General features: G+C 39.4%; 19 protein-coding genes and 1 pseudogene. 2 read left to right on the top strand and 18 right to left on the bottom strand.

What is annotated here, in order from left to right; translation table 11 throughout:
• Window positions 1-36 precede the first annotated feature (36 nt).
• Window positions 37-534 (top strand): hypothetical protein, encoded by a 498-nt coding sequence (locus tag B9Z54_RS19840; protein ID WP_113930099.1) that lies wholly within the window; start codon window positions 37-39, stop codon window positions 532-534.
• Window positions 535-600: 66 nt separating this feature from the next.
• Here B9Z54_RS19840 and B9Z54_RS19835 read toward each other — a convergent pair.
• The 14 genes and pseudogenes from B9Z54_RS19835 to B9Z54_RS19775 form a co-directional block, all read right to left on the bottom strand.
• Window positions 601-1,736, bottom strand: a pseudogene (locus B9Z54_RS19835) (endonuclease).
• A gap of 606 nt (window positions 1,737-2,342) precedes the next feature.
• Window positions 2,343-2,717 carry a DUF1259 domain-containing protein gene (locus B9Z54_RS19830; protein ID WP_113930098.1) on the bottom strand — a complete coding sequence of 125 codons (375 nt, stop codon included), beginning with the start codon at window positions 2,715-2,717 and terminating at the stop codon, window positions 2,343-2,345.
• Between the two features lie 53 nt (window positions 2,718-2,770).
• On the bottom strand, window positions 2,771-3,139 hold the full coding sequence (locus B9Z54_RS19825; protein ID WP_162785300.1) for an IDEAL domain-containing protein: 369 nt from the start codon (window positions 3,137-3,139) through the stop codon (window positions 2,771-2,773).
• 370 nt (window positions 3,140-3,509) lie between these two features.
• Entirely contained in the window at window positions 3,510-3,680 is a 171-nt protein-coding gene (locus B9Z54_RS25015; RefSeq protein ID WP_162785299.1) for a hypothetical protein, read from the bottom strand.
• Between the two features lie 23 nt (window positions 3,681-3,703).
• On the bottom strand, window positions 3,704-4,831 hold the full coding sequence (gene dnaN, locus B9Z54_RS19820; RefSeq protein ID WP_113930096.1) for a DNA polymerase III subunit beta: 1,128 nt from the start codon (window positions 4,829-4,831) through the stop codon (window positions 3,704-3,706).
• A gap of 185 nt (window positions 4,832-5,016) precedes the next feature.
• Window positions 5,017-5,628, bottom strand: coding sequence for an HD domain-containing protein (locus tag B9Z54_RS19815; RefSeq protein WP_113930095.1), 612 nt, complete (start codon window positions 5,626-5,628; stop codon window positions 5,017-5,019).
• A gap of 57 nt (window positions 5,629-5,685) precedes the next feature.
• Window positions 5,686-7,191 (bottom strand): flotillin family protein, encoded by a 1,506-nt coding sequence (locus B9Z54_RS19810; protein WP_113930094.1) that lies wholly within the window; start codon window positions 7,189-7,191, stop codon window positions 5,686-5,688.
• 584 nt (window positions 7,192-7,775) lie between these two features.
• Window positions 7,776-7,976 carry a cold-shock protein gene (locus B9Z54_RS19800; protein ID WP_113930092.1) on the bottom strand — a complete coding sequence of 67 codons (201 nt, stop codon included), beginning with the start codon at window positions 7,974-7,976 and terminating at the stop codon, window positions 7,776-7,778.
• Between the two features lie 178 nt (window positions 7,977-8,154).
• Window positions 8,155-8,913 (bottom strand): RsbR, positive regulator of sigma-B, encoded by a 759-nt coding sequence (locus B9Z54_RS19795; RefSeq protein WP_113930091.1) that lies wholly within the window; start codon window positions 8,911-8,913, stop codon window positions 8,155-8,157.
• Between the two features lie 88 nt (window positions 8,914-9,001).
• A complete protein-coding gene (locus B9Z54_RS19790) occupies window positions 9,002-9,634 on the bottom strand; it encodes a LysE family transporter (RefSeq protein WP_113930090.1) in 633 nt (210 codons plus the stop codon).
• A gap of 646 nt (window positions 9,635-10,280) precedes the next feature.
• Entirely contained in the window at window positions 10,281-12,131 is a 1,851-nt protein-coding gene (locus B9Z54_RS19785) for an LTA synthase family protein (protein WP_113930089.1), read from the bottom strand.
• Window positions 12,128-12,253: a hypothetical protein gene (locus B9Z54_RS26265; protein ID WP_275887829.1), complete on the bottom strand. Its 126-nt coding sequence runs from the start codon at window positions 12,251-12,253 to the stop codon at window positions 12,128-12,130. Before B9Z54_RS26265 ends, B9Z54_RS19785 begins: the two co-directional genes overlap by 4 nt.
• A gap of 13 nt (window positions 12,254-12,266) precedes the next feature.
• The gene (locus B9Z54_RS19780) at window positions 12,267-13,739 is read right to left on the bottom strand and encodes an aminotransferase class V-fold PLP-dependent enzyme (RefSeq protein ID WP_240190017.1); all 1,473 of its coding nucleotides are present in this window, start codon (window positions 13,737-13,739) and stop codon (window positions 12,267-12,269) included.
• Window positions 13,740-13,763: 24 nt separating this feature from the next.
• Window positions 13,764-14,336 (bottom strand): glycerol-3-phosphate acyltransferase, encoded by a 573-nt coding sequence (locus B9Z54_RS19775; RefSeq protein ID WP_113930088.1) that lies wholly within the window; start codon window positions 14,334-14,336, stop codon window positions 13,764-13,766.
• 412 nt (window positions 14,337-14,748) lie between these two features.
• Here B9Z54_RS19775 and B9Z54_RS25885 point away from each other — a divergent pair, with 412 nt between their 5' ends.
• A complete protein-coding gene (locus B9Z54_RS25885) occupies window positions 14,749-15,354 on the top strand; it encodes a peroxiredoxin (protein ID WP_240190025.1) in 606 nt (201 codons plus the stop codon).
• 55 nt (window positions 15,355-15,409) lie between these two features.
• Here the strand turns inward: B9Z54_RS25885 and B9Z54_RS19760 are convergent, their stop codons facing one another.
• From B9Z54_RS19760 to B9Z54_RS19745, 4 genes are all read right to left on the bottom strand, one after another.
• Window positions 15,410-16,102 (bottom strand): aspartate/glutamate racemase family protein, encoded by a 693-nt coding sequence (locus B9Z54_RS19760; RefSeq protein ID WP_113930085.1) that lies wholly within the window; start codon window positions 16,100-16,102, stop codon window positions 15,410-15,412.
• Window positions 16,103-16,642: 540 nt separating this feature from the next.
• The gene (gene rlmN / locus B9Z54_RS19755) at window positions 16,643-17,719 is read right to left on the bottom strand and encodes a dual-specificity RNA methyltransferase RlmN (RefSeq protein ID WP_113930084.1); all 1,077 of its coding nucleotides are present in this window, start codon (window positions 17,717-17,719) and stop codon (window positions 16,643-16,645) included.
• Between the two features lie 322 nt (window positions 17,720-18,041).
• Complete coding sequence (locus tag B9Z54_RS26740) at window positions 18,042-18,269, bottom strand: phosphotransferase-like protein (RefSeq protein WP_113930083.1); 228 nt, start codon at window positions 18,267-18,269, stop codon at window positions 18,042-18,044.
• A complete protein-coding gene (locus B9Z54_RS19745) occupies window positions 18,209-18,583 on the bottom strand; it encodes a phosphotransferase-like protein (RefSeq protein ID WP_162785298.1) in 375 nt (124 codons plus the stop codon). The genes B9Z54_RS26740 and B9Z54_RS19745 overlap by 61 nt, the downstream gene beginning before the upstream one ends.
• Window positions 18,584-19,217 lie beyond the last annotated feature (634 nt).

The raw sequence follows: 19,217 nt of genomic DNA, 5'->3' as shown, positions 1-19,217 counted from the left end.
CGCCATGGATAACTTCTTAATAAAGGTGTGACTCTATTGCGGGTGGTAAAAGTTTATTTCCCTGAAACCAAAGGTGTCATCAGGCTGATGGCCGTCGTTTATATTATTCTTTTGGCTGGCGGCAGCGCCTTTAGCCTTATTCTTCATGAAACACTTGCCCAATGGGCCTTTTTCTTGCTGCATAGCCTGCTATATATATTGGTATGTTCACTTATTTATTTTGCAATTAAAAGCCAGCGGATCATTATCACCGAGAAACAATTCATCCTGAAGGTGATCGGCATCACACGCCATAAGATCGACTTTGAGCATATCCGACAAGTCAGAAAAGGGAAAATGAGCGGATCTCCCATCATGGAAATCCTAGCTGTAAAGGGTTCATATTCTAAGGTATGTCCCGTTCCATTTCTTCCATTCTCAGAATCCTGGGTTGAGCTCCTCATGACAATTGAGAAGAAATGCGGAAGCAGTGCGATAGGAAATATGGACTTAAAGAGACGTAAAGGGGAAATCCGGTCTTGGAGAGAGAATTAATGAAACTCAAGAAAAAGGACAGCGAAAACTGTCCTTTTAATTTGCCCAATATACTCACCAAAGGCCTCACCAAATCATCTCCGCCCATTCCGGGTGATCGATAAACGGATTCCTATTTCCTTGATATTCTTCAAATATGAGATTATTTCTTCTCCTCTCCCTTTCATCTACCGGGTCCATGCTATGCCATTCCAATAACACCGACACCTTTCCATGAAAAGGATTGGAGCCATTCTCAACTTTGTCATTCAATTCTAGGTCCAGTTCACCTTCATCTCCTTCATACCTCAGGGCCATATAAAACAACATCCGTGCAGTATCGCCTTTCACTTCATCCCTCGGCTCCCATGAATCGGTATCAGAGAAATTTCCTTTGGCTTCTTTATGCGGAATACCTCCGTTATCGAAATCGAGATTGCTCCTTGAAGAATTAACCGTTGTATCTGTCGGGCGCAAATGATGTAAATCAGTTCCCTCTCCTTTAGCAGTTCCAAACCCTCCATGAGACTTCGCCCATACATGCTCACGATTCCACTCATCAGAACCTCCCCCATTCAAAAGTTTTGATTGTGAACGGCCTGTATAAAATAAAAGCACATTTTCTGGATTGTCAGGGTCTTCATCCGTTTCCCTCAGTGCCTCCCAGACCTCATCATAAGAAAGGGTTCTGTGGTCATCAATAATCTCGTGCAGCGCAGTCTTTAATTCCCTTCCTGTCTTACCAGAAGCGGATTCATAATAAGGATCAATTATTTCAGGTGGTTCAGGCTCTTCTTTCTCATCTTCTCCTCTATCCGTCTCTTCATCGGTTGACTTAACTTCAATAGAAGAGATGGATTTAATACCGGGATGGGCGAAATAGCTTTCACGCTGTCCAGTTACTATTATTTTTTACCCATTAATAAAGGGTTACTCTGTAAGCCATAGGAATTACGATAGTTGTCAGTTATTTGGACAAAGATCATTTTTCCGATGTCATTTTCTTCTTTTGAGTCAGCTATAGCCAAAGCGTAGTCATTCGTAAATTCCTCTTCCATAATGGTACTATTGGATATAGGTTGTCCTATAATATAGCCTTGTGTGGTAACCTCTCCTCCTTCCTCTTCAACGATTGTTTCTTCCACTGTCAGTGATGAATCTTGAGCAGTGTGGTAGGATTGGTGGAGGCTGCACCCTGTTAATGACACAAACAAGATAGCCATAATCAAACCGGTATATTTATGAATAGACAAATTTTCTTCTCCCCTATCCGGCAGTTTAAATGTAAAACATATTCTCACTTACTCTCATTAAGCTTACTATAAGATTTACTATATAGTAACCGCCAGATAGCTTGGTACATTGGAATTACTTACTTCAATGTATAAATTTTTCAGACGAGTCCCTCGCCTTAAGGCAATCCAACTCTAAAACTCTTTTACAAATTTCTGTAAACTTTGTTGCTTTTAAATTTGGACATCGAAACATAAGGCTATAACGATTGAAATGTCCTGGTTAGCAAGAAAGAAAAAGTGCTGCATTCCTTCTTAAGAGAAAACCCCCTTAGTATCCAGTTTGCAAACATTTTTTCGGGAGCATCCTGTTTGTAAATTAACAATTTTTAAAGAAAAGTCAATTATAAAAATCTAACAGAGCAGCCTTACTTGGCATTTGCAGAAGAAACGTAATTCAATGATACTTGAATAAAGTGACCTTAGTTTGAGCCTCTTATTTGGCAAGCGAAAAAGAGCAGCCAGGTAAAAACCGGACTGCCCTTTCCTTCTAATCTATAATCCTATAAGTACTAAGAGTATTTGATATTCTTAACTTCAAAACTTTATAGCTTCAGCCAGCCTTTTTGCAAAGGATTCAGGCTTTTCAAATGTCTGGACATGTAAGTATTTAATGGCAGGCTCTGCAAACAGCCAGTGGTTAGGAATTGCTGATATGGGAATGTCATTCTTCCCTAAAGCCAAAGTAAATTCAGGAACCTCCTTATGAAGCAGGACGATTTCTGCATGATTCTTAGCTGTTCCTTCTTCAGGTAATGCTTCAAAATATAGCTCCCTATCCGATTCGCTCTTGAAAGGCCTCCCTTGCACCGTCACATTAATATTCCTTGATATCTTCAGTGCAATCATCCCTTCGTTGGAATCTCCTTCCGCTCCCAGCAATTCCTTTAGTTTAACTGTGATCTTTTTCAAGTCTTTCACCTATACACTCATATCATATACGGAAAGTTTTTACAAAATCCGTGTTACTTTTCTATTGAAAATTCAATAAATTCGCTCGAAAGATTTTTCGCAGTATGTTTATTGAAGTTTTTCAAAGCGTTAGAAAGCTCCAAGAACCACTCCTTGTCGTTGGTTTCAAGCGCTTTATCAATTAAAAAATTCAGCTGTGGTTCTGTCAGCGCACTGCTTGTCTGCATTTTCTCCATCAAACTGTCATCCATATTAAGTGTGTACCCGATCAAATCCTTATCGTCACTGTCGATTACTCTTATCTTGAACAAAGGGTCAATGGGATCAATATTTTCCATGTATCCTTGAATCAAAGCCCCATTTTTGGCAAAACCTCTAACCCAGTCACCTACATTCACTTTATCGCGTTTGAAATTACTCATACTATTACACCGCCTTGTTTTTTGGTTTTCAGAATTCATTTTAATAAATTTATATTAGATTTTTTTATTATCTTAATTGCTAATTATCCTTTAATCGAGGAAGTCAAACATCTTCACCACATATTTAAAACTCTCTTTTCAAGAAAATAGCGACAGTCAATGCTGCTCTACTCAACTACTCTTTAAGAGATTTTTTCGGCAGGTGTGCTCTCTCCGGCAGACTAGCAGGCTCAAATAATTTGAAATAAAAAAACTTACCTATAAAGGAAGTTTTTTTAATATTGCGGCTGAAATTTTTTCCACCTCAAAAAAATTGGAAACAAGAGGGCTTATGAGTAAACACTTGCCTTTCCGCCAGTCCAGTTTCCCTTCATTCCTCTACAATCAATGCGATTGATAACACAACAGAGGTCAGAAACGCAATCATAAATGAATATCCGGCATATGCAGTGTCATCACAGAAATAGGCTGTCCCTGAACTAATGATAATGATTACAGAGCAGGTCATGATAACCTTAGGTTTTAATGTTTCTTGTTCCATATACATCTCCTAAACTTACTATTTTAAGAGGAAGCCCTTACCGGAGAGATTAAATGAATTGTTGATTTCTTATTATATGGTTTAATGGTAAACGGCCTCATGCTTCCTCCGAAACTCAGTGACACTAATTCTTCTTGTATGGATTTTAAAGCTTCTGCAAAGAACTTCCCATCGAAAGATACTTTCAGGTTTCTTTCTCCTTGGACTTCCACAGGTTCTAATCTTTCATGAATCTGTCCAACTTCAGATGTGCTTGAACTTAACCTGATTTTACCGTCCATATTCATTGAGAGGGTTACATTATTATTCTTCCACTGTGCGGCAAGCAGATTAGCCCTTTCTATCCCTTCGAGTAGCCTCCCCTTTTTAACAACCACTTCTGTAGCTGAATCTTTAGGAATGATCCTGTTAATATCCGGATAAGTCCCCGATATCAGCCGGGAGTAGAGGATCAAGTCTTCTGACTGAAATGTAAACATACTTTCACTGGGATACATGTTTATAAATTGATGTTTATCAATGGAATGAACAAGTTCAGTTAAAGTCTTTATAGGCAGGATGAAGGTTCCAGTCAAGTTCGTTTTCAAAGATGCCTTCCTCAATGCAAGCCTCTGTGAATTTGTCGCAATCATCGTCAATTCCTCTTCTTTAAAGTTCCAGTTCACACCAGTTAAAACTGCACGCGTATCTGATTTAGCAGCAGCGAATTGAGTTTCCTTTATCATTTCTGTCAGCAAAGAACCCTTGATACTGATTCCATCTCCAGGTGGTTTTTCAGGCACAGCAGGATAATCTTCTTCGTTTAGTCCACTCAGAGTTGTTTCAATATCCCCGCAAGTGATTTGTACCTTCTTATAGAGTTTCTTTATTGTAACCAGGCTGTTATTCGGCATTCTCTTAATAAGTTCATGAAAATACTTGATCGGTACCACAAGTGTTCCCTGCTCCACTATTTCCTCTTGTGGGCTTTCTTTCAAATCTATGGTTTTTATGATGCTGATGTCCGAATCTCCTCCCATAACTATCAGACTTTCCTTAACACCTTCTAATTTTACGCCGCTTAGGACTGGAAATGACGGGTTTGCGGAAATTACTCTCCCGACTATGTATAATGCTTTCTTTAATGTGTCAGTATGTATAATTAATTCCATGTTTCTCTCCCTCGTTTTGAATTCTTTCTCAATGATAACATATGAAATATTCTGAAATTAGGGAGAAGGTGTAATCAGGCTCTTTAGACTTTTCCGAAATCTTTTTATTAAAGCACCGTTCACAAGGATTGGGGGCTGAACTAAAAAACTTTTTTTCTAATGTTCAACTAGGAGTTAATCCAAGACTAAATCTTAAGCCGGTCTGCTTCTATGCCTGCTTTGTTGAGCTTTTGTTCAGCTTCATCCTGAATCAGGTCTTTCAGGATTACAAGCTCCGGGCTGAACTCACAATGACTTCCAAGCCGAAAACTCATTGCATGTTCGATCTGAAGCCAGGTTGATATGTCACTTTCGTTATGTTGAATCTGCGCTTCCAGCTTATCAAATGCATTTGCCACTTGGGCTTCAATAGAAGCTTTGTCTTCAAAATCCATCCATAATTCGTAAATTTCTTCACCAACCTCACCTCCCAAGGTATCTCTTATATTCATAATGGCTTTGATTTCATTTTCTCTTTTCTTAGATTTGATAGAAGCATTATTTAAAGTTTCAAATGCTGGAATATCCCCTGCTTCAGCTTCCACTAAATCATGGATAATGATCATCTTAAGAAGTTTTTCCATATTTATTTCAACGGAAAGTTTAGGACTGATCAATACCGCCATGAGAGCCACGCGCCATGTATGTTCTGCCACACTTTCTCTGCGGCCATTAGACAACCAGCTGTGCCGGAGTTCATATTTAAGTTTTTCACCTAGTTTGATTATTTCCATCACTTTACTTAATTCTGTTCTCATTTTATCCCACCTCAGTAATGAAAAGCGCATCCTTGCTGCAGGATGCGCTCTTTATTATTATTTCTCCTCTTTATCCTCTTCTGACGGTTCTTGCCCGCTGTCCTGGACAGCTGCTTGTGGTGCTTCTGCCAGCGCCGTTCCTCCACCCTGATGGGACGAATGGTTTGAATTGGATCTGGAGGCATAGGATTTAAGCAATTCACCTACATCAATACCTGTCATTTCCTTTAATGGTTCCTGCATATCGACCATTGTTTTGGTGATGCTTTTTCCGAAAGAAGGAATACCGTTTCCATTGCCGGAGTCAATGATTTTAACAGAGTCAATGTTATTTAAAGGCTGGGCAATCTTCTCTGCGAATAAAGGAAGCATTTCAATCAGTTTTTCGGTAATGATGACATCGCCATGTTTCTCCATGGCTTCAGCCAGCAGTTTACGCGCTTCTGCTTCTGCTTTACCACGTTCACGAATAACGTCCGCCTCAGCAGAACCTTCTTCACGGCGGATTTTGGCTTTTGCTTCTCCGTCAATTTCCGATCTGCGGGCTTCTGCTTCCGCTTTTCTCGTAGTTTCGTAGTATTCTGCGTCAGCTTTAGTTTTACGGACCTTGCTTTCTTCTTCCTCGAGTTTAACAGCACGTTCACGCTCAAGGAATTTCAATGTTAACTCTTCTTCTTTAACCTCTTTTGATAACTTTGCTTTTTCGAGTTCATAGGATTGTTCAGATTTGGCGCGCGCTCTTTCTGTTTCCTCTTTAAAAGCGGCATCTTTGATATCCTTTTCTTTCTTACTCTCTGCTATGGAAATTTGACGCTTATACTCTTCTTCTTTTGCTTGCTGATCTGTTTGCGCTCTGTGAATCCTCGTTTCACGTTCATTTTCCGCCTCAGCAATTTCAGCCAATTTGCGTACTTCTGCTATACGAGGGCGTCCAAGGTTTTCTAAGTATCCGTTCTGTTCATCCGCATCCCTTAAGTCAGTCAATCCGAGGGAAGTAATCTTGAATCCCATTAAATCCAATTGCTTCTGAGCGATTTCAGCCACATCTGCATTGAATTTTTCACGGTCGCTGTTGATATCCTCAACAGTCATCTTTGAAAGTATTGCTCTCAGGTTACTTCCCAATACTTCAATAATTTCCAATTCAATTTCGTCTTGGTCTTTACCGAGGAACTGCTCTGCATAATTAGCTATACCATTCAGAGAATCAGCCACCTTCACCATGGCAACCGCGTCTGCAACGATTGGCACTCCGCCATTGGTATAAACACGAGGTGTGGAGAGCTTCAATTGAAATGATGTCAGGTTGACAGGTGTGGAAGTTTGGAACCTTCTTAAGCGGTAGCCTCCTCCACGGATGATCTTCATGGATCTTCCTTCATCATCTGTAAAGATATTCGTTTCTTTTTCAGGATCACCCAATCTTGGTCCCGTAATAATCAAAGCCTGGTTGGACTTCGCAGTGCGGTACCTGAACCTCACCCAGAAGAAGTATGCAATCCCGGCGATTGCTGCGACAACAAGCACTGGAATCAAAATCATTAGTACACCGAATAATTCCATATTCAAACCCCTCTCTATGTTTGTCCCCTCTTTTGATTAACTGCTAGAGGGTATACTATGTATACGATGGAGAATACAAAATAGTTTCATATTTTACATTTTTTTAAAACTTTGCGCCGTTTCCCTGTCTTAAAATGGGGAAGACCTTCGGATGCAGTCGAGTCCGGGGGCAATTTTTAGAAGCCACTTTGTTATTCAAATTTTTAATTTCATAACGGCTGAAATATTTTATTAATATTTCTACTCTCTTCCCATTTTGAACATTCCTCATCTTCATCTAATTGAACAATGACGTCTGTCACTCTGTTCTCTCTTAATATCCCATCTCGAAGCCGATCTTTAATATCATCTGCATCTGTTAGATAGAATGATTCTCGTCCTTCAAAGGGCACACATCTTCCTAAAATTAAATGAGATGATATGTTAGGGAAATCTGCTTATCACTTCATTAAGGGGAAATCTTTTATACCACGCTATAAACTCTCTTGAACCTCAGGCATAACCAGGGGTTTTTAAAGAACATCAAAATAAAAAAGCCAGCAGGTAAACCTGCTGGCTTGAAAGACTTTCACTAAGTTTATGAATTATGCTTTATTAACGTTTGCAGCTTGAGGTCCGCGTTGACCTTGCTCGATGTCAAATGTTACTGCTTGACCTTCGTCAAGAGATTTGAAACCTTCGCCTTGAATAGCTGAGAAATGTACGAATACGTCTTCTCCACCTTCAACTTCGATGAATCCGAAACCTTTTTCTGCGTTGAACCATTTTACTGTACCTTTTTCCATGTTTGTTGCCTCCTAGTGCGTTTCACACATTATTAATACTATCCTTGCTCTCAGGGTATTCAGAATTAAAGATTTCATTCTCTTTCTTTCTTACATACCGAACAAAAATAATTCTTATTAATCATAACAGGTTATCGGAAGATTTGAAAGGAAAACACACTACTTTCTTTATAAAAAATTAATTTATTTTCTCTATGACATATTTCAGGCCTGCATGGGCATTTCTGAAAATAGGAAGCTGACCTGATAAATCTCCCGCAGCCAATGCAAATTCCGGGGTAATGCCGGCAATTACACATTGAGAACCAATAAGACTCAGACAATCACAAAGCTTTTGTATGTGGAATTTAATATTCATGTCCAATTCATAAATTCCGCTTAGATCCACCAGTACATATTCAACTTTGTTTAGTGCACATTCATGCAAGACAGAAGCAATCATGCTTTCAGCACGATCGTTGTCAAAATGTCCTATCAGCGGCAATGCAATGGTGTTGTCCCAGACTTTTATAATTGGGACAGAAAGCGACTTAATTAGTTTTTCTTTTTCTTGTTCCTCTATTGCCTTAGTTGTCACATCCATAAGCATGACGACATATCCATCAATTTTATCTTTCTCGTTTTTTATGGGGGTAACGACTATATCAGCAGCAAATTTATCGCGGATTGATATACGGGCCCTGTGGATTTCAGTCAGTTTATCCATTACTTCTTTTTGGTGAGAAGGAGTATGGTGAAATGCACTCATATTCAACCCGACCATGTCTTCAGCAGTATTCAGCCCAAATAATGGTGCGAGCTCAGTCATTAGATCAGCAGCATGACTGTTCATCCAGGAGACGGTATAATCCAGGTCTGCGATAATGATATTTTCTCCTATACTATTTAATGCATTTAACAGAGAAATTTTCTCAGGTAATTCTCCGATTGGTTTCATCTTTCTTCACCCTTACTAACAGAATACCCTTATTATACTACAAGTATATTAAAGAGTATCCTTAACATTATTGGGAAAAAGTCCGCATCTAACTAAAAAGCTCCATTATGCCTTGATAACCAAAATATGCCCCGAAGCCTATCAAGGACAGGCCGGATAAAATCGATACCGCGATAAGAACATTAGAATTAAAATATTTTTTTAAAGAAGTAGTAAGCAATGCCACAAAAACATCCCAAATAGTCAGCCCCAGAAATATCATGCTGCTGTAAACCAAAAGATCTCCAGTACCATTTTCCGAAGCGGTTTTCGCCAGAATTGATCCGTAAATGCCTAGCCAGAAAAGGATTGAGAGCGGACTGGATATAGACATAATAAAACCTGTAAAAAAGCATTTGGTCAACGAATCTTTTTTTCTGATGCTCTCGAATGAGTAAGACTTTACACTTATCATGCTTTCTATCCCTGAATAAATCAAAATAAATCCGCCGAAAAGCCAAAGAAATATCTGGACTGCTGGAATATTCAAAAACTGGACCATCCCGACATAGACCAACAGCATAAAGACAGCATCCGCTATCATTGACCCGGCTCCAACTACCCAGGCATGCCAAAAGCCATTCCTAATACCTTTATCCAGCCTTGCTGAATTGACGGGACCAATTGGTGCTGCCAGTGTCAAACCTAGAAAGACATAGCTGAAAAGAATTGTGATACTCAACGAACCTCTCCACCTTTATAAAAACAGCTTGTACAGTTTATGTTTTCTGAAGGTAAATTAGAATCAAAGAAAGTGAATGATTGACTGTCTTTCTATCAGAACTGCCGACAGACTGTTTCATAAAATTGGGCTTTCTGCTTGTTCATATTAGGCTTTTATCGTAAACTTTGTTTCCGGGTAATTTAATTCCTAAAGATGACGACTCATCTCATCCGAAATATCCTTGTAATCGAAAAAGAAAACGGCTTCCCTTGTTTTAAGAGAAATACTTATGAAGCGGGAGGATATTTCCCAGATTACGAAGGACACCTAGCTTCGAAAAACGGACTCCTGGTGTCTCTCAACATGTTCTCGAGGGACACCTATCATCAATAAAACGACTCTTGGTATCCCAAGCTGCTCAGCAGGCACCCCTAACAAAAAATCCGACTTTTGAGATTTTTCCGAAAAGCAGCATTGATAGCGATAACCGCCTCATACAAAAAACCTTTTGCTGGCAGCAAAAGGTTCAAATCTAATAATACAAGGCATATCTCTAAAATGGGATTCATTCGAGAATCTAAATATTAAATGGGTGCGGCAGCCCCATCAATTTACCGTTAAATACTAACTCGTCTTTACAAGCTCATTCCTGCTTTAGAAAAGCTTATTCTAAAAATCTTAATAAGTCACCATAAATGATGTCATCGGAAAGTTCCAGCTCACGCCTCACAGTTTCCTTATAAGGAATACACTTTACAGGAACTACCTTTTCGTCCGTGTTTTCATAGCAAATCCCATCATTGAAAGTAAGGTCCTCTGTTACAAAACTTCCATCTCGGAAAATAACCGGGTGTTCCTCATCTCTGGTAAATAAGACGTGTCCAAAAGAAAGTTTATTTTCCGTCTTGATGCCCAGCAAGTGAAGAATCGTAGGACGGATATCAATTTCTCCCCCTGCCCTGGTAACCAATCCACCTTCCTGACCGGGAATATGGATAATCAAAGGTACTTGCTGCAATGAAACATGGTTAACAGGGGACGCCTCTTTCCCCAGGATTTCATATATGCCCTCTTCAAACTTCTCTGATATTCCATAATGGTCTCCATAAAGGACGAACATAGTATTATCATAGAGTCCTTTTTCCTTCAAATCCTTGAATAACTTTTTAATTGCTTCGTCCTGATAACGGACAGTGGTGATATAACGATTGACAACCTCCACTTCGGTATCCGCTTCTTTGATATATTTATCTTCCTCTTCAAGAAGGAATGGGAAGTGGTTGGTCAAAGTGATCAGCCTTGAATAGAATGGCTGAGGAAGTTCCTCAAGCTTATCTGCGGTTTGACTGAAGAATTCAATATCTTTTATCCCGTAATTCACTGAGTTCTCCTCTGTTACATCATACTCACGTTCTGAGTAAAACCGGTCATAGCCCAAAGCATTATACATTTTTTCACGATTCCAAAAGGTTTTTTCGTTACCATGAAAAACGGAAGTATAATAGTCCCTTTCCTTCAAAATATGAGGAAGACTGTAATAGGTATTTTCAGGCTTTTGTACAAATACCGATCCGCTTGCCAGCGGGTATAATCCCGTATCAATCATGAATTCAGAATCGGATGTCTTTCCTTGGGCTGTCTGATCATACACATTGCTGAAATAAAAACTGTCTTCAATCAAATCGTTTAAAAACGGAGTAATTTCTTCTCCATTGATTTCACGGTTGATCACAAAATTCTGAGTGGATTCCATACTGATTAATACCAGATTTTTCTCACTCGCAGCGCCAAATAAGTCAGTTTTAGAACCTTTCTTGCTCTTTAAATAATCTACAGTATGATTTGCATCAGTCTTAGTGGCAAATGTCCGGTTAAGAGGGGTCACCGCCCCGAGAGCAAAATCAAAAAGATGGTAATTATAGGGCCCGAGTGCCTTTACCATGCCATCGCGGTCATACGAGGCGGCAAAGAGATATGGTGATCGGAGCAAACCGATACCGACCGTAAATAGTACGAGCAATGCTCCTGCAGCTGCGTATAAAACTTTCACCCTCGAATTAATTAAAGTCCCTTTTTGTGTTCTTGTTCTCATTATCCAAGGTAAAATAAACAAATCCGAAAATAGCAGCAGGTCCCAAGGGCTCATTAATTCCACGGTACTCGGACCCAATCCTCCTACATTGCTGAACTGAAAAAGTATGGGCAGGGTGACAAAATCAGTATAGAACCTATAGTACAGCAAGTCTCCATACAACAATGCATTGGCGACTACCCAGGCTGTCCAGAAGAGAAAAGGTTTGAAGCTTTTCGTGAAATAGAAACTGAAACCGAACAACAGCAGTAACGAACCAATGGGGCTTATCATGATAAAAGGAATTTCAACCGCTGATATAATTTTCAGATCAAACCCTAAGAATAATACAAATAATGTTTTTATCCAAATTGCGGTAACAGCTATGATGACTAGTCTAATAGATGAGATCTTGATGGCAGGAGTGATCGTGGGAAATTTCATAGGACCGCTGCCGCACTGGCTGTTTGTTCTTCATATTCTTCTATAAATTGATCCATAGCCATCATCACTTCGCTGGAATTATATTCGCCCATCAAGGCGATTTGAACCCAATTTCTTTTCAATAAGTAGTCACTTTCATAGCTGATAAGAATTTTTTCTTTTTAAATTATCACCAAAATCCCTTGAAGAGATGACGCCCGGCAGAGGAATGGTAATGATACCCGGAGAATAAGTGCTGTCTCCTAGACAAGTTATTCCCGACCTTTCCAGAGTCATTCTTACTTCCTGGTTAAGCTTAGCTTTGCTACAAGGATCCAATTCTAGTAATGCGGCATGAAAAGCGGCTACCAGGTTAGAAGAGTGGGTATAAGGAACGCTATTATGCTTATGATACATACCAAGATCTAAATATCGAGGCAATGACTTATCCGCGTCTACTGGATCACGATGAAAGACAATGGCCAGTCCCGGGTAAGAACCAATTGCTTTACCGCTGACAGTGGTTGCCATGAATACCCCCCTTAGATTCAACTGTGTGACACCAGCTGAACTGCACGCATCCACACATAAATTCACTTCATGCTTATTGCACAGCTGTTTAAACCTTTCCAAGTCGAACATATAACCAGTGGAAGTTTCACAGTGAGCCAGCCATAACCATCTGATATCAGGATGGCAATCAAGAAACTCATCTACTTCTTCCATAGTAATCTTTTCATTCCAATCCTTTGCTATAACTTCGTAGTGAAGTCCCATCCGGCGTGCGTGATCAATGAGGCGCAATCCGAATTCCCCGTTAGCAAGGATCAATCCCTTTTCCTCCTGGCGTAGCAATTGCGCTGCAACAAGATCATTAGATAGAGTGCCAGTCCCGACAAGCACATGAACATTTGTCGCACCAGTCAACTTCTTAAGCCTGCTTTGCACATCATTGATCTGTTCCATGAAATCCGTTGATCTATGGGAGACTGCTTCCTTAGAAAATGCTACTTCCACCTTCTTGTTTACCGGCACTGGACCAGGAAGGAAATTCATCATCTTCCTTTTTGAATCTTGTCTGTGCATCAGCCTGTTAAATGCCTTGGTCGCCCTTTCAAAATTGTCCTTCGTGATATACATAGGCTGGAAACGAGCGTCGTTTTCACCAACAAGCGGACCAAAAGTCTCAAAGCCTATACGCTTATACAATTTCAGCTGCCTGACAGTCCCGGAAATGAGCGCCAGATTATATCCATTCCTCAAGCAATGGGACACCGCTCTCTCTACCAGCTTAAAAAAGACGATACTGCTGCGGTAGTCCTTTTGTACAGAGAGTAACCGTATTTCACACGGGATCCCTCCTTCAGGCAAATAAGAATCAATTTCAGGTAGTTTTTGATCCAACGAGAATGGTCTATTCCCCCTGACCGCAATCATCCCAATCAATTCATTCCCTTTTTTTGCAATAATATATGTATTTTCATTGTGAAAACGGTCAATGAGCATTTTTTCTGGATTTCTTTCATGCTGAGGAATTTCATCCACAAAAGTTTCATAGTTCATTCTATGAATCTGGTTAAATTCTTCCCTCTCGTTTGCTATCTTAAAGTGAAGAGAAGCAGTTTTCATTCTAAAACCTCCTAATGGTGCCGGTTATGAAGTTGCGGCAATGGTGATTTTTTTATGTACGAGCAAGACTATAACAAACATGATCAGCAAAACTGTCCAGTATTCGAAAGGAGCGTCTACGAGATAAGCAGTGATGGGAATTGAAAGCATCGACATAAACCCTGCTTTCTTGTAATCCTTTAACAATATGAAAGTTATTCCCATGATAATACCGCATACCGGAATACTGATAGGGACCAGAAAAAGGGAGTTTGCAAAAAAGACAACTACTCCTTTTCCTCCCCTGAATCCAAGCTGCAGAGGAAAGATATGCCCGATTAGCAGGAAAAACGCACTCCAAGCCATGGCGAGACTTTCATTCTCAGTCATCCAGTAAGCAATCGCCATGGCAGCCGCCACCTTTGAAACATCCACGATGACTGTCAATATAAAACCTTTTTTCCCAAGAATCCTTCCTGCATTTGTAGCTCCCACATTTCCGCTTCCATAGCGGCGGATGTCGTCCTTTAAATAATATCCGGTTAAATAATACGCTCCGTTCAGACCTCCAAAACCATAGGAAAGGAGACAAACAGCGATTAACATATATAAATTCATGTAAATTCACGCTCAATCTTAGTTTTTTCAAAAAAGGAAGTGGGTAAAAAGACCGCCCCTTATAACATAACGAATCATATCCTTAAAAAGTTTCACTTTAACCATTGTTTTTTAAGAAAGCTGTTTTCACCTAAATTGCTGCTTTTGGATATCATCGAATTCCAAGGTTATCTTACTAATCGAAGTGAGCAGCCAAGTTTCATGTAAATTATGGAGTTATCACAACAAATATATATAAAAGCAACTTAGTTTACGAAAAGAGCCAATAAGAAAGATTCAAAGAGTATACCTATTCTTAGTTAATAATCCCGTTTTTTACTGATTTCTGTCTGCAATGATACTTCTATTCTAATAAAATTCCTTCTTGAAGAATATATTAACACTATCTTACTTATAGAAAAGAGGTGAGGAAATGGACTACAGAGGAAATCAAGAAGGTGATCAGTTTTTTTGCGCACAGACATCAAATCCTGCTCCTTTGTTTTCAGCGGAGGCTTTTTTTAATGCCGATAAATCAATTAAAAACATTTCATTGAATCAGCTGCGTGGTAAATGGGTGATCCTGTTCTTTTATGGAAGTGATTTTACATTTGTATGACCTACTGAACTAGCAGCGGTCGCTGCTATCTACCCTGATTTTCAATCTTTAAACGCTGAAGTGCTGGCTATAAGCACTGACAGTGTATATGCCCATAAAGTTTTTAGCGAAGTTTCGCCTTCACTTTCCAAAGTAATGTATCCTCTCGTGAGTGATAGAACACAAGAAATATCAAGAGCTTACCGGGTTTTGAATGAGAAGAGCGGAGCGGCATTGAGAGCAACCATTATAATCGACCCTGAAGGAATCATTGTTTCTAAGCTTGTCAATCCACTGGAAGTCGGCCGCAATATATACGAGATTCTGAGGCTTCTTCAAGGTATACAATATGGACGTGAAACGGGGCAGGGCATACCTGCCAACTGGATTCCGGGACATTCCGGCATTTCAAGGGACCCAAAGTTAATAGGCAGAATCTAAGATGACTAAAGTACCTGGTATAAAACTGCCCTTTATACCAGGTACCTGATTCTGCCTAATCCTGCAAAGCTTTCTTTACAGCCTCTTCAGCATGAATGGCAGCTGTATCAAAGATGGGCAGCTCCCAATCTCCGCCTGTTATAAGAAGGCCGATCTCTGTACACCCTAAAACAATTCCTTCAGCTCCCTTACTATATAACTTTTTCATAACTTCTTGGAAAAAATCTCTTGATGGACTCTCAACCCTGCCCACACATAATTCGTCAAAAATAATAGCATTAATTCTTTCTCTATCTTCTCTTGCAGGTATTATTACGTTAATTCCATTATTCAGCAGACGTTCTTTGTAAAAATCCTGCTCCATCGTATACCGTGTACCAAGCAGTCCGACTGTGACGATACCTTCCTTTCTGATTTGAGCTGCAGCTGCGTCTGCTATATGCAGAAAAGGGATAGTGACGCTGCTTGAAATATCCTGATACACTTTGTGCATCGTATTTGTACATAGGATAAGAAAATCGGCCCCGGCCTTCTCCAAGGATTGTGCTGCCTCTATCAATAAACCCGCCGCTTGATCCCATTTCCCGAGTGACTGGTATCTTTCAACTTCTTCAAAGTCCACACTGTATAGAATACATTTTGCTGAATGAAGCCCGCCTAGAGATGATTTCACCCCTTCATTGATGAATCTGTAATATTCTGAAGAAGATTCCCAGCTCATTCCGCCTATCAAACCGATAGTTTTCATAGATAAACACCTCAAATACTTCGAAATTATATAGGGATATTATAAGGTAAGTTTCTGTTTTTGGGGAATATTTTGTCTCTTTGATTTAATATCCTACTTCTTCACCTATCCTTCCAGAGTTATACAGCTTTGATTCTTCAGGAACTTTTCTTGTAGCAAAAGAAGGGTTCGTTTTTCAATAGCTGGATGATTTCACTGAATCTGTTTGGATACATCTTCTTCTTATTCTTCTTATTCTTCTTTTTCACTTGTTTTTGTCCTCAGGTTGTCTGCTTTACTTCTTCCTCTCCATCGTTTTCTTTGTTTGCAGGTTGATTTTCATTCCCGCGTCAAAGATCATCATTACTTCTAATGGAACATCTCCGGCCAAATAGCAACCTAACAGCTTCGATTCCTCGAACCATAGACTGTGCTGGTTGCACAAGCCTCAGGTCATAAACTATTGTAAATGGAGGGGCTGCCTTTCTAAAATCCCTTTACAAACACCAAGAGCCAACAGCTTATTTATCAAGCTGTTGGCTCTATAAGGGGTTTAGTTTCTCAAGAACGTATTTTTTCTTTATCTTTCTTGATTTGCTTGCTGCGCAATTGCCCGCAAGCAGCATCGATGTCTGTACCATGTTCAGTTCGGACGCCGCAGTTAATTCCCTGATCCATTAATGTACCGTAGAATTCCACGATTGCTTCCTTGGTACTGCGCTGGTATTGCCCATGCTCGTCCACAGGATTATAAGGAATTAAATTTACATACGAAAGATGCTTTTTACTTTTCAGAAGCTTGGCAAGCTGAATAGCTTCTTCTTTATGATCATTGACATCCTTTAACAAGATATACTCAAATGTAATCCTTCTGTTTGTCTTCTCCAGATAATAGTCAATTGCCGGCATGAGCTTTTCCAGTGGATATGCCTTATTGATTTTCATGATTCTGGATCGAAGTTCATTATTCGGCGCATGCAATGATACTGCCAAGTTCACTTGGATGTTTTCATCAGCCCAGTCATATATTCTGTTTGCCAGGCCGCTTGTAGATACGGTGATATGCCTCGCCCCGATTGATAATCCTTTTTGGTCATTCACTACACGAAGGAAATCCATCAAATTATCATAATTATCAAATGGTTCGCCGATTCCCATGACAACGATATGACTTACCCTGTCATCATTTCCTTTAGCGTCAAGATGATGCTGAACATTCATAATCTGCTCAACGATTTCTCCGCTTGATAGATCTCTGTTTTTTCTCAGCAGGCCGCTCGCACAGAAAGAACATCCTATATTACAGCCAACTTGGGTAGTGACACAAACGGAATATCCATAATTAAATTTCATCAAAACCGTCTCAATCAAGTTTCCATCTTCAAGTTTGAAAAGGAACTTGATTGTGCCGTCTTTTGATTCCTGTTTGATTTCCTGCTGAAGCGTACCGAGATGGAAATTCTCTTCAAGCAATGCTATCAGCTGCCCGCCTATATTCTTCATATCAGAGAAGCTTGTTACGCGCTTTTTATATAGCCAGTCCCAAATTTGTGAAGCACGAAATTTCTTTTCGCCCTTTTCAACAACCCAAGACGTCAATTGATCTATTGTTAATCCATATATAGAAACTTTTTCCATTGAAAACCCTCATTTCGAAATACTTGCCTTTTTCTACTTTTCTATACTACTTAAAGTATGCCAATGTCGCAACCCATTTATAATGAAAAGAAAAATATTATTGCCTAAAGACAAAGCAGTTCTATTCAAGAAGGCATAATGAGATTTTTTCCTTTGGCTCTTTCCTTAAACTTGTTGCTTCCTCACCTATTTTACCGGAACTATTATGGGAAGCAAGAAAACAGTACCCAGGAGAAAAATCCGGCATTTAGTAATTAAGGAAAACAATCTATCCTAAAATAGCTTTTCTTTTAAATTCGGAAAACGCTTTTTAGCAGACTTGTCATTTAGCCGTCTGTTTATTAAAATATGCTATCACAGAGTTTTTCCATCCCGCACATCTTTCAATATCCATCAGTTTTTCACTAATTAAACAGACGGCTTGCTCCAAATTATCTTGTTGTGTGTGAATTACAACATCATACTCCTCATTTTGCTGATGCACATAGTTCAGTTGACCGCCAGCCTGCCCAACCGGCCTGTCTCCCCTGGCCGCTTCCCTTCTTTCCAGTTCATCCGGAGGGCAATGGGATTGTTTAACGTCCTATAACAATCTTCATGTGTTTCCTCATTAAAAAGAATTTGATCTACAACGAGATTCACTCCTTTATCAGAAAACATAGCCACCGTTTTATGAAAGAAATATTCAGTCGGCACGGGTATTAATCTCTGATTATCACGGTCCTCCATCTTTTCGATGATATAATCGTAATCATCGATTGATAGATGGAAATAATTCGGCAGTTTTTTTACAATTGCTCCTGCTACTGTGCTTTTTCCAGAACTTGATACTCCATTTAATAAAATTATTTTCCCCTTTGACATGTCGGACACCATTCCATTTCTATACTATTTACTGACAGGATCACCATTACCTCTGCAGCTGGAAAACGTAATAACAGAAAGTTAATAATAAAGCATTAAAAAAACGTTTTAATTATTTCTATATACACTGCGAAATATCCTTTTTATAAAAAGCTATTTTCGTAAACTATGTTGCTGTTTAGTATTAGTTTCAAAGATATCGCCTTACTTCACAGAAAGCCTTTTAAAATATAGGCTAAAGAGAATTGGTATATGGGGGCATGCAAGTAAATGAGTTAGTGTGAGAAAAACTGTACCATTACTTATTGAAGCCACGAAGTTAATGGCATGATTAGCCAGGAATCTTACCATTAAATAATGAAGCAACGAAGTTAATGGCATGATTAGCTAGGAATCTTACCATTAAATCATGGAAACTCGAAGTTAATGGCATGATTAGCTAGGAATCTTACCATTAAATCATGGAAACTCGAAGTTAATGGCATGTTTAGCCAGGAATCTTACCATTAAATCATGGAAACTCGAAGTTAATGGCATGATTAGCCAGGAATCTTACCATTAAATCATGGAAACACGAAGTTAATGGTATGTTTAGCCAGGAATCTTACCATTAAATCATGGAAACACGAAGTTA

Origin of the sequence: Bacillus sp. P14.5 (assembly GCF_003316765.1) — a bacterium.
Taxonomy (GTDB): domain Bacteria; phylum Bacillota; class Bacilli; order Bacillales; family Bacillaceae_B; genus Rossellomorea.
Note: the sequence above shows the minus strand (reverse complement) of the source record. Positions and strands in the feature narration are given on the sequence as shown.

Excerpts from the sequence above, each read along its gene's own strand:
- B9Z54_RS19775 (WP_113930088.1), bottom strand. The coding sequence starts at position 14,336 with ATGAATTTATATATGTTAATCGCTGTTTGTCTCCTTTCCTATGGTTTT.
- B9Z54_RS19745 (WP_162785298.1), bottom strand. The coding sequence starts at position 18,583 with ATGTCAAAGGGGAAAATAATTTTATTAAATGGAGTATCAAGTTCTGGA.
- B9Z54_RS19810 (WP_113930094.1), bottom strand. The coding sequence starts at position 7,191 with ATGGAATTATTCGGTGTACTAATGATTTTGATTCCAGTGCTTGTTGTC.
- B9Z54_RS19815 (WP_113930095.1), bottom strand. The coding sequence starts at position 5,628 with ATGAGAACAGAATTAAGTAAAGTGATGGAAATAATCAAACTAGGTGAA.
- B9Z54_RS25015 (WP_162785299.1), bottom strand. The coding sequence starts at position 3,680 with ATGGAACAAGAAACATTAAAACCTAAGGTTATCATGACCTGCTCTGTA.
- B9Z54_RS19760 (WP_113930085.1), bottom strand. The coding sequence starts at position 16,102 with ATGAAAACTATCGGTTTGATAGGCGGAATGAGCTGGGAATCTTCTTCA.
- B9Z54_RS19795 (WP_113930091.1), bottom strand. The coding sequence starts at position 8,913 with ATGAAACCAATCGGAGAATTACCTGAGAAAATTTCTCTGTTAAATGCA.
- B9Z54_RS19800 (WP_113930092.1), bottom strand. The coding sequence starts at position 7,976 with ATGGAAAAAGGTACAGTAAAATGGTTCAACGCAGAAAAAGGTTTCGGA.
- rlmN (WP_113930084.1), bottom strand. The coding sequence starts at position 17,719 with ATGGAAAAAGTTTCTATATATGGATTAACAATAGATCAATTGACGTCT.
- B9Z54_RS19780 (WP_240190017.1), bottom strand. The coding sequence starts at position 13,739 with ATGAAAACTGCTTCTCTTCACTTTAAGATAGCAAACGAGAGGGAAGAA.
- dnaN (WP_113930096.1), bottom strand. The coding sequence starts at position 4,831 with ATGGAATTAATTATACATACTGACACATTAAAGAAAGCATTATACATA.
- B9Z54_RS19825 (WP_162785300.1), bottom strand. The coding sequence starts at position 3,139 with ATGAGTAATTTCAAACGCGATAAAGTGAATGTAGGTGACTGGGTTAGA.
- B9Z54_RS19785 (WP_113930089.1), bottom strand. The coding sequence starts at position 12,131 with ATGAAATTTCCCACGATCACTCCTGCCATCAAGATCTCATCTATTAGA.